General features: G+C 46.6%; 11 protein-coding genes. 7 read left to right on the forward strand and 4 right to left on the reverse strand.

Annotated elements, in window-relative coordinates:
- Positions 1-217: 217 nt before the first annotated feature.
- From B9N89_RS26115 to B9N89_RS26125, 3 genes are read right to left on the reverse strand one after another with little or no spacing between them, the layout of a single operon-like run.
- Positions 218-985, reverse strand: a complete 768-nt coding sequence (locus tag B9N89_RS26115) for an exodeoxyribonuclease III (RefSeq protein WP_132324181.1) — start codon at positions 983-985, stop codon at positions 218-220.
- Positions 986-988: 3 nt separating this feature from the next.
- Positions 989-3,664, reverse strand: coding sequence for an alanine--tRNA ligase (gene alaS / locus B9N89_RS26120; protein WP_132324179.1), 2,676 nt, complete (start codon positions 3,662-3,664; stop codon positions 989-991).
- A 28-nt stretch (positions 3,665-3,692) separates the two neighbouring features.
- Positions 3,693-5,234: a M17 family metallopeptidase gene (locus B9N89_RS26125; RefSeq protein WP_132324177.1), complete on the reverse strand. Its 1,542-nt coding sequence runs from the start codon at positions 5,232-5,234 to the stop codon at positions 3,693-3,695.
- Between the two features lie 434 nt (positions 5,235-5,668).
- On the opposite strand from B9N89_RS26125, the gene B9N89_RS26130 reads away from it, so the two are divergent.
- From B9N89_RS26130 to B9N89_RS26140, 4 genes are all read left to right on the forward strand, one after another.
- A complete protein-coding gene (locus B9N89_RS26130; RefSeq protein ID WP_159455646.1) occupies positions 5,669-5,950 on the forward strand; it encodes a 2Fe-2S iron-sulfur cluster-binding protein in 282 nt (93 codons plus the stop codon).
- Positions 5,934-6,641, forward strand: coding sequence for an endonuclease III (nth, locus tag B9N89_RS26135; RefSeq protein WP_200820795.1), 708 nt, complete (start codon positions 5,934-5,936; stop codon positions 6,639-6,641). The genes B9N89_RS26130 and nth overlap by 17 nt, the downstream gene beginning before the upstream one ends.
- A gap of 253 nt (positions 6,642-6,894) precedes the next feature.
- Positions 6,895-7,179 carry a hypothetical protein gene (locus tag B9N89_RS31560; RefSeq protein ID WP_132324171.1) on the forward strand — a complete coding sequence of 95 codons (285 nt, stop codon included), beginning with the start codon at positions 6,895-6,897 and terminating at the stop codon, positions 7,177-7,179.
- Between the two features lie 247 nt (positions 7,180-7,426).
- Complete coding sequence (locus B9N89_RS26140) at positions 7,427-7,906, forward strand: hypothetical protein (protein WP_132324169.1); 480 nt, start codon at positions 7,427-7,429, stop codon at positions 7,904-7,906.
- Between the two features lie 17 nt (positions 7,907-7,923).
- Here the strand turns inward: B9N89_RS26140 and B9N89_RS26145 are convergent, their stop codons facing one another.
- Positions 7,924-8,658: a Maf family protein gene (locus B9N89_RS26145; RefSeq protein WP_132324167.1), complete on the reverse strand. Its 735-nt coding sequence runs from the start codon at positions 8,656-8,658 to the stop codon at positions 7,924-7,926.
- 17 nt (positions 8,659-8,675) lie between these two features.
- Here B9N89_RS26145 and B9N89_RS26150 point away from each other — a divergent pair, with 17 nt between their 5' ends.
- From B9N89_RS26150 to B9N89_RS26160, 3 genes are all read left to right on the forward strand, one after another.
- On the forward strand, positions 8,676-9,860 hold the full coding sequence (locus B9N89_RS26150; protein WP_159455647.1) for a KamA family radical SAM protein: 1,185 nt from the start codon (positions 8,676-8,678) through the stop codon (positions 9,858-9,860).
- Between the two features lie 182 nt (positions 9,861-10,042).
- Entirely contained in the window at positions 10,043-11,935 is a 1,893-nt protein-coding gene (locus B9N89_RS26155) for a hypothetical protein (RefSeq protein WP_132324163.1), read from the forward strand.
- Between the two features lie 158 nt (positions 11,936-12,093).
- Positions 12,094-12,489, forward strand: a 396-nt coding sequence (locus B9N89_RS26160) for an IS607 family transposase (protein ID WP_143478273.1), incomplete at its 3' end; no start/stop codon positions are given.

Here is a 12,489-nt window from a genome sequence, read left to right on the forward strand (position 1 = left end):
TCGTTGTTCTAGCCTCGTCTACCAAATTGAGAACTCAATCCGGCAGATCACTAGCAGCATGGAAGCAGCGTGATTCAGACAACTTTTTTATGGGAACTTCTTACAACTATTATAAGACTTTCTAGATCTATCTGTAAAATCTATTTTTTAGATGAGGCGTGATCTGTTTGGCGAGGCTTGGCAATCGCCCTTAACCTTTCGGAGAAGGGCGAACAATTTACCATAGTTTTTCAAGATCTATAGCAACCGGGCAGTGATCGGAACCCATGACGTCGCTTAGAATGCGGGCATCGGCGACACGATCTTGGATTCTTTCTGAAACACAAAAGTAATCGATCCGCCAACCCACATTTCGTTCCCTCGCGCGAGTTCGATAACTCCACCAAGTGTAGTTTTGGGGATCTTGATTGAAGATGCGAAAGGTATCCACGAAACCTGACTGAACAATCTTGGTAAAGTTTGCTCGTTCTTGAGGTGTGAATCCCGCATTCTTAACATTTGCTGCTGGGTTCGCAATATCAATTTCTTTGTGAGCCACATTCAGATCACCACAGAACACCACTGGCTTTGATTTATCAAGCTTCTTCACATAGCTCAGGAAGGCTTTATCCCACTCCTTTGTTCGATAATCCAAACGTTTGAGACCCGTCTGAGAATTCGGCGTATAGACCGTAACAAGGAAGAACTTATCAAACTCTAGAGTTAAGACTCGACCTTCATTATCATGTTCTTCAACCCCTAGCCCGTAGCGAACATCCTTTGGCTTCACACTTGTGAAAATCGCGGTCCCAGAATAGCCCTTCTTTTCAGCACTATTCCAGTATTGATAATAGCCATCGATTTCAATGTCCACCTGATCTTGCTGAGCCTTTGTCTCCTGAAGGCAAAGGATATCAGGCTGATACTCCTCAAAGAACTCCCAGAAGTTCTTACCAAGAACAGCTCTGATACCGTTCACGTTCCATGAAATAAGAGTTTTTGTCATGTTCTAACTCAACAGTTTTTTGATTTCAGAACTAGCTTCTTGCAAAGCCTTGTCAATACCTTCAAGTTTGGTGCCTCCAGCTTGTGCCATATCTGGCTTGCCACCACCCCGTCCATCGATATGGGGAGCCAAGACCTTGATCAAGTCACCAGACTTGAAGCCTTTGGCGACCGCCTTGCCTTTAGCGGCGAGAAGGAGAGCCTTCCCGGTACTTGCCTGCTTCATCCCTAAGACAACAATTAGAGAGTCGTCTTTTTGTCGAACTCTATCTGATACATCTCTCAGGGTCTTAACCCCCTGATCATCCTCTGGAACAAGATAAGTTAGTACCTTACAATCACCGACAGATTCGGCCTGACCCACCAAAGCATCTAGCTCATTGGCGATAGACTGAGATTTTAGTTCATCAAGTTGACGTCTTAGATCTTTCTCTGCCAGCACAAGCTTCTCAACCCGCCCCAGAACTTCCTCAGCACTACTTACTTTGAAGCGATCCTTCACAAGACGCGCATCATGATCTTGCGCAGATAGATAGTTGAATGCCTGCTTTGAAGTGTATGCCACAATACGTCGAACTCCAGCAGCAATACTAGATTCTGCCACAATCTTAAAGATGTTGATTTCAGAAGTGCTACGAACATGACAGCCACCGCATAGTTCCGTAGAAAAATCTCCAACTCGCACAACTCTTACAACATCTCCGTACTTTTCACCAAAGAAGGCGATGGCACCAGCCTCAACGGCTTCATCCCTGCCCATCTCTTGATGAATCACCGGACTATTGCTCCAGATTCTTTGATTGATCTTATCTTCAATGGTTTTGATTTCTTCGTTAGTAAGCGACTGAAAGTGCGAGAAGTCGAATCTCAGCAGCTCATCATTAACCAACGAACCTGCCTGCTTCACATGATCGCCCAAGGTATCCCGAAGGGCCCAATGAAGCATGTGAGTGGCCGTATGGTTACGTTCGGTCAGCCGACGAGTTTCCTCATCAGTTTGCTGATGGTACTTACCTCCTACTTTGATAGAGCCGTCTGTCACCTTCAATTGGGCAACAATCAAGCCATCAACAGGCTTTCTCACGTCGACAACATCGGCCTCAAAGCCATCACCTTTCACAACGCCACGATCACCAACCTGGCCACCGCCCTCAGCGTAAAATGGTGTTTTGTCGAATACGGCTTCGATAAGCTCTCCTGCCTGAGAAAAGAAATCAACGCTGGCCTTGCTATCACCATCGGCTTTAAGAAGTGCAACACAGGTTCCATCTGCTGAAAGTTGATCGTAGCCCTGAAACACAGGGGCTTGGTTCTTACCACGAAGCACTTCAGCCAACTCGTGATAAATCCCATCGACAGCAGCTCCACCGGCACCTTTCCAGTTCTGCCGAGACTGCTCTTTCTGCTTCGCCATAGCCTGCTCAAAACCAGTCTCATCCACACCTAAGCCGCGCTCCTGGCAGATGATTCGCGTAAGGTCAACCGGGAAGCCAAACGTGTCATAGAGCTTAAATGCGACCTCCCCTGAGAGAGTTTTGCCTTTGAGACTACCGATCTCTTCATCGAGTAGGTTTAAGCCCCGTTCTAGAGTCTTAAAAAACTGCTCTTCTTCAGCTTGAACCGCCTTCATAATGAACGATTTCTTGTCGGTTAAGTCTGGATAAGCATCTTTCATCTGCTCAATCACAAACTCACAGATCTTATGTAGGAATGGCTCTTGGAAACCAATATTTTTACCGTAGCGAACCGCACGTCTGATGATTCGGCGCAAGACATAGCCACGGCCTTCATTGGATGGCATCACTCCATCAGCGATCAGGAATGTGGTAGCTCGCCCATGGTCTCCAACAACCCGATAGTTGAACGCATCCTTGGCCTTAGGATCATAGGACTGACCAGCCATCTTCGCAGTACGATTCAAAATATCAATGAAGGCGTCAATTTCGTAGTTCGTATCGGTTTTCTGAATGATGCTAGCAATCCGCTCTAAGCCCATACCAGTATCGACTGAAGGCTTGGGTAAAGGGGTTAAGTTACCGTCCTTATCGCGGTTGTATTGCATAAAGACTAGGTTCCAGAACTCCATATATCGATCGCACTCACAAACGCCGAGTCCACACTCCTCACCGCAAGCATACTGCTCACCGCGATCGATAAACATCTCGCTGCACGGACCACAAGGCCCAACGTCACCCATGGACCAGAAGTTATCCTTCTCACCAAAGCGATAAATTCGCTCTTTAGGAAAGCCCACTTTATTGATCCAGATATCTGCTGCTTCGTCGTCGGTTTCAAAAACCGTAACGTAAATCTTATCGATGGGCAGGTTAAGATGCTTAGTCACAAACTCCCAAGCCATGGAAATCGCATCTTCCTTGAAGTAGTCGCCGAATGAAAAGTTACCCAGCATTTCAAAGAAGGTGTGGTGCCGCGCCGTGAAACCGACGTTTTCCAAGTCATTATGCTTGCCACCCGCCCGAACACATTTCTGACAACTTGTTGCACGGGTGTAGGCCCTCGCTTCATTCCCTAAGAAGGTATCTTTAAATTGATTCATACCCGCATTGGCAAAAAGCAAGCTGGGATCGTTCTGAGGTATGAGCGGCGAGCTTTCAACCACTACATGGTCGTGGCTCGCAAAAAAGTTTAAATACTTGCGTCTAATTTCTGCTACTTTCATTTGGGCCTACACTCCCTGATTAGGCGAATTAATAACTTTGAACCAATTGATACAAACACTGAACCCCTTGTCCACTACCACCACTTTCGCGCAATGCACCCTTGGGCCGGTCCATCCACGAGTAAATATCAAAGTGAGCAAATGACGCTTCTTCGACAAAGGCGTGCAGGAATAGTGCTGCGGTCACTGCACCACCAAAGCCAGAGGTCGAGCAATGATTGATGTCGGCAACGGAGCTTTTCAATTGCGACTTATAGTCGTCAAAAAGCGGCATCTCCCACATTAGATCCCCTGAGCCTTGGGACGATTCTTCGATTTTCTCAACCAAGGCGTCATCGTTGCTGAAAAAGCCTCCCATACCAACGCCAAGCCCCACTTTAACAGCACCAGTCAAGGTAGCCACGTTGATGATAGACTGCGCCTTATGATCTCCAGACTGCTCTGCCGCAAGACTCAAAGCATCAGCAAGAATCAAACGACCTTCAGCATCTGTGTTATGAATTTCGACCGTCTTGCCACTGCGCGCCGTGTAGATATCTCCTGGCCTAAAGGCATTTCCAGCAATGGCATTTTCAGCCATCGGCAGGTAGATATCGATCGCCTTCTTGAGATTGTTATGAACGAGGCCATAGAACATCCCCACAAGTGCCGCCGAGCCGCCCATATCCTTCTTCATATAGCGCATCCCCATGGCTGGTTTGATATCCAAACCACCGGAATCGAAAGTGATACCTTTCCCCACGAACACTAACGGCTTTTGCTTGGACGCTCCCCGAGGCCGGTAGCGGATGTGAACCAAGCGTGGTTTATGCTGAGCAGCGTTGCCAACCGCCTGGATGAGGCCCATATTTTCCCGAGCCAGCTTATTTTCATCCCATACAGTGACTTTGACCCCTGCAAGCCCATCAAAGAGATCTTTTACTGTCTGGCTATATGACTCCGGATAGAGTTCGTTTGGAGGAACGTTAACCAAGTGTCGGGCGAGGTTTGTGCCTACTCCCAGATTCGCCGCCTCATCAACTAGCGCTTTGCTAAAACCATCCCAGTATATCTTCAAATCAGAGCTTTGATTACCCAAAGCCTTACGGAAGGTGTAGGCCGCAAGCTCAGCGCCCACCAAGAGGCCGCGCTTTTCGTCATCACTACAATGCTCACCCACAATCTTAACTTGTTTCACAGCGCTTGATTCAATATCACCTAAGACGGAGCCCATCAGCTCTCTGGCTCGGCTATAGGGGCTTGGTGCAAGACGGCCTCTGTTTCTAGAGTTGATACCCTGGTCACCAACTTGAGGAATTACAACCCATATGATCCCATCATCTGTCACTAGTTTTTGCACCGTTTTTTTGGAGCTAAGTGTTTTAGCTTGGAACGGGCCCACTTCATCTTTAATATCTTCACTTATAGCCTTAAAAGCATCGGCATCGCCGAGGTAGTAAACCGTACCATCGAACTTTTTCAATTTGGCCGTGGCAGCGCTATCTTTTAAGAAGCTCTTGAGCTTCCAACCCATAAGAGCCTGCTTTGTTTTTTTCGATCTCGTACTGGTTTTACTGGTCGACTTGGCCATCTTCTCTCCGTTCACCTGTCATATTGCACATACTCAAGACTCTCGTCTTTCGCGATCCTGGAGACTAGACCAGTCGAAATTGAAAGACAAGACCACGAATTTCCTAAAAAACGATAGATTGAGCAAGCAATTAAAGTTGGCGTGGGTTATGATCCGCGCTTGATGGCCGGAAAGCCACACTGATGTCTTGTTTAGGGAGTCTGTTGGTCTCTAGCTGCCAAATCAACGAGATTGAAGTCCATTTTCGAGAACTTGTGATTTGCAGGAACGGCCATTGTCATTATAAGTGTTCTGAAGGCCCAACTGAAGTGTTGATAGGGATTTCCAGCCTCATATAAGGACTGGAAATTTTAACTTAAATAGATATAGTTATAGTCCGCGACCAAAAGTCCGAAAAAAAGACATGGGAGCAATCTATCCCGAGGAGTATGATAATGCCAAAAGTAGAGATTACGACTGATAATTTAACGCTTGATGTAAACGACGGTTACGCCCTTATCGACATGTGCGAAGACCATGATACATCGATTCTTTTCGGCTGTCGTGACGGAGCCTGTGGCGCCTGTATGGTCAAAGTTGTTAAGGGTGCAGAAAACCTTAGCAAAATGCAGGATGACGAGAAGGATTTCCTAGAAACAATGGCCGCAGAAGAAGACGAACGTCTCGCTTGTCAGTGTAAGGTACATGGTGATGTCGTCCTTGAAGTCTCCGAATAGTCGCCCCCGCAAAAAAGCAGTTAAAAGGGATTTCCGACCGAAGGGTCGTCCCTTTTCTCAAGCCAAACGCCGTGAAATTGCTGAGAAAACCATTCTTAGGCTCCGCGACCTTGATCCAAACCCAAAGTGCGAGCTTTTCTACAAAACTCAGTTCCAACTTCTGGTTTCCGTGGTTTTATCAGCTCAAACTACGGACAAGATGGTGAATCGCGTGATGGAGCCCATCTATCGGGAAGGCTTCACACCTGAGACAGTGGTTTCTTGGGGCCAGGAGGCCTTGCTTGAGAAAATCCGTACCATTGGCTTAGCCCCAACTAAGGCCAAGAACGTGTTTCGTCTGAGCCAAATCTTGATCGATCAGCACAAAAGCCGGGTCCCAAAAACTAAGGAAGAGCTTGAAGCCTTGCCTGGGGTTGGCCGCAAAACTGCCAACGTGATCCTCGGCGAGCTGTTTAAACACCCGACTCTGGCCGTTGATACCCACGTTTATCGAGTGACGATGCGCCTTGGTCTCCATGTGGAAGCCAACGCTGATAAGTGTGAGGAGCAACTTTTGAAAGTTGTTAACCCGAAGTACCTTCCCGCAGCTCACCACTGGTTTATCTTGCTTGGGCGCTATACCTGCAAGGCTATCAAACCCAACTGTGACGCCTGCCAACTCACTGATATTTGCCCATCCTATCCCGTCTAGGGCTGAGCTCCCCACAGTATCAACAAAAGGTCATTGCCGGCTAACACTGGCAAATTTTCTGCAATGGAAGGGGAAGCCCGATAGCTTGCCCTGCCTCTGTGCTACAAGAGGCTGAAATCTCAAAACTTTCTATTTCTAGAGGTGGCTGACTTGAAGGCCCTGATCGAGACTCAGTCTGCTCCATCTACTCTTCCTGAGCAGGTCACTTTTAGCGCAATACTTTTGACGGCTGCGTGTCATTGCTAGCAAACTTGTGTGGGAGTCCTTTTTTGAACTTCCTCATTTCGTCACCGCATCGATGCCAACATTTATTCATACTTTGGCTGCTGCCTTTCTTCTGCATGGCATATGCTCATCGAATCGTGAGGTCTTGATCTTGGCTGGCATCGCAAGCTTTGGCTTTGAGTTTTCCCAGGCCGTGCTTCCCTCTCTAGGGGTATTTGATGTCACGATATGGTTTCCATCGCAATGGCCCTTGCTCTTTATCAAGCGATTCACAGGACTCATCGTTCTCAAAAAAATCCTAGATTGCCAATAATCCAGAAAACAATTGTTCTTACGATACTTTCAGCAACATCTTTAGCCTCTAGCGACATCGATGCAAGCTATTCTCACGGAGTCGATGAAAACTATTTTTCTGCTGTTGGTATGGTTTACTAGTACTTTCACATATAGGCAGTTCCAACCTGGCTCCAAGGCCCCCATTACTGCGGTCCGTTTAATTCTTTGGATATAAAAATAACTATTCTGCTGAAGAGTTCGACAGACTGAAAGTACCCGATGAAATGCCTCTGCTAGGCTGGGGAATCGATTATATCAGGCCTGATAGCTTTGGCTTTGAACTAGGCTGCAAGCTGAGCAAGCAGAGCCAGCGCGTGACAAATGAAGTCTACCACAGCAAGTCAACCACCCCGGCCAGTGCAAGTTACCAGGAACGTGGTCTGTATAGTGGTCTTTTGAAACAGCTTTACGAAGATGTTCAACTTCGCTTGCTACTATCGGCTGGGTTAACATGGAGTGAGATAGCTGTCAGCCTCAGTGAAAAATCATTTCATGAGGACGATTCTGGCGATGGACTAGGAGTGTACCTAGCGAGTACACTGATGGGTAACTTCTATAGAAGCTTTACCATTAGCCTACGGACAGAAATCCGAAGATCCAACCATAGGCTAGATCACTTGGGCATCGACCAGCCACACTACGATGGCTCGATTTTGCTCGGCTTTCACTTAGCTCCTCCAGCTTTACAAGACTTGCTCAACTAGCCTGGCTGACTACGGACCTACCACGGCCCTTCGGGGTCAATCAGTAGATTGACTCCCATATCCCTAAGATCACATAGAATTTGTGGCATCGGTAGCCCGATAATCGCAGTGCTGTCACCAAGAACTTTTTCAAACAGGTGGACTCCCCTGTTTTCGTACTGATAACAGCCAGCACAGCCTTGCCACTCATCAGTAGCTACATAAGCATCTACCTCTGCCTCGCTCAGGGCTCTCATCGTCATCGGAACAGAAACCACACGACTCTGCATGGATTTTTGGCCTTTAGAACCAACTAAAACAAGGGCGTAGGCTGAATGCAAATAGTGAGTTTTTCCCGAAAACAACCGCAAGCGGGCCTTGGCTTCATCAGCAGTTGCCACTTTCCCATAAGGCTTCCCTTCGAACTCCAGCACCTGATCACCAGCTATTACAATACTTTTCGGTGGGGCCTCGACTCCATTTCCTTTTGCTTCGGCCCTCAACTGCGCCATAGCGAGCGGCTGGCTATGGACGATCGCTTCTTCATCAGCGGCCGAGCCAAGCTGTCTAAAGTGCCGGATTCCTGCCTGTCCAAGGACCATTGCTCTATATTTTGACGTAGATCCTAGAATCAATTCATTGATATTCATATTTGGCTCCATTAGTATGCGACATCCGCTAGCATGCTGACTACCCGCAGCATAGACTCTGTCATCTTCAAGCTCAAACTGAGACGCCTCTTGTGTGCCAGCTAGCGCCCATGCTTTCGTCAACGGATAAGGTTCATCACATGTCACGCGAATTAGATAGCCCCTTTATTCCTGAAGAATTTCTTGCGATTGGCCAGGATCCTCAGAGCCTCACTGCGCGAAGCGCTGAAAGGTTTGGAGTCTCGGTGGAAACTTTTATCAACTGGCGTTGGCAGATGAAACATCAGATTGCAGAAAAGCAGCAACTTCATGATGTCTTGGACTTAAAGGACCAGGAGGACTTGGGCTTCGAGCAGCTTAAAGATCTATTCGTAACCGGTATTACTCCCTACTACGCCGGACTCATGGCGCCTCGACTAGAAAAGGCAGAAGACTGCCCGGTGCGATTGCAAGCGATGCCGCGAACTGAGGAGCGCTTCGATTCTGTCGGCGTAGCAGATCCATTGGACGAAGTGCCCCACTCACCAGTGAAAGAAGTAGTCCACGTTTACCCCGATCGGGTTGCCTTTTGCGTGGCACAGCTATGCCCCGTCTACTGCCGCTACTGCTTTCGCAAGCGTCGTGATGACGAGGTCGGCCTCCACTTCAATCGCCAAATCGTCGACCGAGGTATTGATTATATCGCGAGCAATCCAGCGATTCGCGACGTTTTGATCACAGGTGGTGATCCATTTATTGCCTCCGATGCCGCTCTAGATAATCTTCTGAGCCGCATCCGAGCCATTCCTCATGTAGACATCATCCGATTTGGAACTCGCACCCCGGTAACTCTTCCATATCGAGTTACTGCAAAGCTTGGCAAGATTTTAGCCAAATACCATCCTGTTTGGCTGAACACCCACTTCAACTGCCCAGAAGAGTTAACTCCCGAGGCTCAGCAAGCCATTCGTAATTTGGTAGACGCCGGAGTCCCCGTTGGTAACCAAGCTGTCCTATTGCGTGGTGTCAACGATTCCGAGGACCGCATGCTGACCTTGTGTCGCCAGCTTCTTAAATCGCGAGTTCGACCCTATTACGTGTTCCACCCCCATGCTGTCGAAGGCACCGAACACCTGAGGGTCGATCTACGAAGGGGCATGAAAATCATGAAGTCACTGCGAGGCAATATTACCGGATTTGGAATACCCACGTATGCTTTGGATACCCCAAGTGGCAAAATTCCCATCCAGCACAACTACATGCTCAAGGAAGATGGCGAAGATCTCATCGTTGAAACCATCCGTGGCGAAATCTGGCGAGAGCGATCTGTTTTAACAGAGCTTTAGCCATAGAACTCCTAACAATCAAAGTTTCAAGACTTTTCTAAAGCTCACCGTGGAATCTGTTCACAAAACGAGGACTCAAGCGCAAGATAGCCGAAGCTTTTAAGTGGAGTTCCTCTCAAACCCTCGTTAAGATCCCATCAATGCTACCCAGTAGATGATGACTCTCTCAAGCGAGGACGACCATGAGAATTAGCCCCCAACTCAAAGCCATTGGCTCGATTCTAGCGATTGTAGCCATTGCAGCCTGCTCCAAAGGAAAAAACAAGTCACCCCAAAATGGGGAGAAGCCACAAACTGAATTTTCCCTAATTGAGTTAGGATTAACACCAACTCCACCGATTGGGGATAAAATAAGTGTTTTTAAGAGCACACGAGATTGCTCTGCCAAGTTGCTAGACACTGGCTCTTACGAAATCAATTGTGATCAGCGCCCATGGAGCCTACCGGAGGTGGAAGACAATTATGATACCACTTCTGGAATGAAAAGTTTCATTTCGCACTTTGCTGAGCAGCGAGCGACCTTTGATGTTTTATGTCAGAAAGACACCTACATAAACCTGTCGATATCCTATCAAGGTATTGAGTTCGAACCCAACTTCCACGAGAAGTCATTTGCCTTCTCGATAAACCGGGAAGACTTCGACCCAGAGCACCTAGAAATTTCTCATGGTAACACCCGGAGGTCACTCGATGATATTAAGAACCTGAATAACTGTCAGGTGACCTATCTAGGTGATGTCACAGTCCCTAAGAGCATTAGAGACATTTCTGAACTTGAAGGCAAAGGCTTTTCCTCGGAAGATCTGATCAAGCTTGATTTCGAATATTGGAATCAGATTTTCGAAAACGACATGTATATATGGGATCAATTGGAAGCTAAATCTCTGCTCATCACACAAGGGCAATTCTTTGAAAAACATGAGGGCTTCGATATCTTCACAGAACTTCAAGAAGAGTTCAGGGTCTTTCCTCGACAGGAACTATCAGACGATTCATTTCGCTATAGCACGCGATGCCTTGGCGAACCTGACGAAATGGTAGAATTTAGTGGCGCGTACAATTTTTCCGAGTATAGCAGATGTAGTATGCATCTCGATTTTAAAGCTAGCCAAGATTTCCAATCAAATCGTTACTTCCTTGCTATTACCTACTTTGGCGTTTCCGATCAAATCCTTAACCGCGAATTCAATAGTATAAATTACCTTCCTCGGACGGTATCGCTTGACCACGAAATCCTTCAAAATGTGTCCAGGATTGATTTAACTTTGATTGCAAAAGACGAAGGGATCGCAAGCTACTCAAAGGCACTCTACTTATCAGCTGCTCCGAAATTTGATGCCAATAGCTACTTGATTAGCAGGATTGAAGCAGACAATGACAATATAGATCATCAATTTTTCAAAAACTTGACTGACTATGCATCATTTGCCACCGAAACCTACTTCCATTTGGGGTTAAACTATCAGTTAAGGTTCTTGGAGGTAGTTGATATTCCGAAAAGCTTGACGAACTGGACGGCATGCCTTCGAGAGTCGCGAGATGGACCAGATATTTATTGCTCTCCATACGAAACATTCATCAACCGCTTTGCAGATGATCGAAAAAACGTCTATCTCTCTGGATCGTGGCTACCTGAAAAATATTTGGATAAGAATATGTTTCTAAGTTTCAAGGGCAGGAATTTTGATCTTTCGACTTACAGGTTCGTAGACCAACCTTCCAGCTTCACAAGAGAAGTCCATATTTACGGCGACAATCCTAAAGGAATCGTGCAGCACCAATTTCAAACAGACAAAAGTGGGCAATTTCAGCAATTGTTAATTAGACGAAAAGTTCCCTTTGAGTTCTTCAATGTAGGTATTAAAGCAAGGTTTGAATGTCTTGGGCAGAGCAATGGTCAAAATTATCAATCTAATTTCCAAACAAGCTTTACCAAACCGACATTGGTAGTCACTGAGGAAGATATTGTTGCGTCCTTTTCTGGCAACTTGCCATGTTCCGCTGGGATTGAGGTTCAATCGATTTCACTAGTCGACTGGGAGTTGAATCGAAGCTTCTTCACCCTAACTCCATAAGCCACTAGAGTTGTCGCAGGAGCTATCAAAGATAGCGCTTGCGGCATAAGAGTTTATTCTCCTAAAATAGTTGCTAACCATTGTTTGGGGCTAGAAGCAGATAGAAATATTCTAGATTATTCTTGACATGACTATGCTAATTGCATATATTTTTCGATATGAAAGTACGACTGACACAAGCAGCAAAACAACTCGGAGTTCATCCTGATACTCTTAGAAGATGGGCAAACGCTGATAAGATTAAGGTTGCTGGCACAACACCAGGTGGGCAAAGACTCTTTGATCTGAACGAGATCGCCCAAGCGATTAAGTCGCCCACCAATCGGATCCTCGTCCAGGATAAACCAACTGTAGCTTATGCTAGAGTCAGTTCTCATGACCAAAAAGATGATCTTAAACGGCAAGTTGAATGCCTTCAGCTCTATTGTTCATCTCAAGGTTGGAATTTTGAGGTTATCGAAGACCTAGGTTCAGGGATGAACTACAACAAAAAAGGTCTTAAGAAACTTATTAAAAGCTTGTGCAATCAAGAAATCGGAAGACTTGTGATAACC

The sequence above is a fragment of the Pseudobacteriovorax antillogorgiicola genome (assembly GCF_900177345.1).
Lineage (GTDB): Bacteria > Bdellovibrionota_B > Oligoflexia > Oligoflexales > Oligoflexaceae > Pseudobacteriovorax > Pseudobacteriovorax antillogorgiicola.

Excerpts from the sequence above, each read along its gene's own strand:
- B9N89_RS26115 (WP_132324181.1), bottom strand. The coding sequence starts at position 985 with ATGACAAAAACTCTTATTTCATGGAACGTGAACGGTATCAGAGCTGTT.
- alaS (WP_132324179.1), bottom strand. The coding sequence starts at position 3,664 with ATGAAAGTAGCAGAAATTAGACGCAAGTATTTAAACTTTTTTGCGAGC.
- B9N89_RS26125 (WP_132324177.1), bottom strand. The coding sequence starts at position 5,234 with ATGGCCAAGTCGACCAGTAAAACCAGTACGAGATCGAAAAAAACAAAG.
- B9N89_RS26130 (WP_159455646.1), top strand. The coding sequence starts at position 5,669 with ATGCCAAAAGTAGAGATTACGACTGATAATTTAACGCTTGATGTAAAC.
- B9N89_RS26140 (WP_132324169.1), top strand. The coding sequence starts at position 7,427 with ATGCCTCTGCTAGGCTGGGGAATCGATTATATCAGGCCTGATAGCTTT.
- B9N89_RS26150 (WP_159455647.1), top strand. The coding sequence starts at position 8,676 with ATGTCACGCGAATTAGATAGCCCCTTTATTCCTGAAGAATTTCTTGCG.
- B9N89_RS26155 (WP_132324163.1), top strand. The coding sequence starts at position 10,043 with ATGAGAATTAGCCCCCAACTCAAAGCCATTGGCTCGATTCTAGCGATT.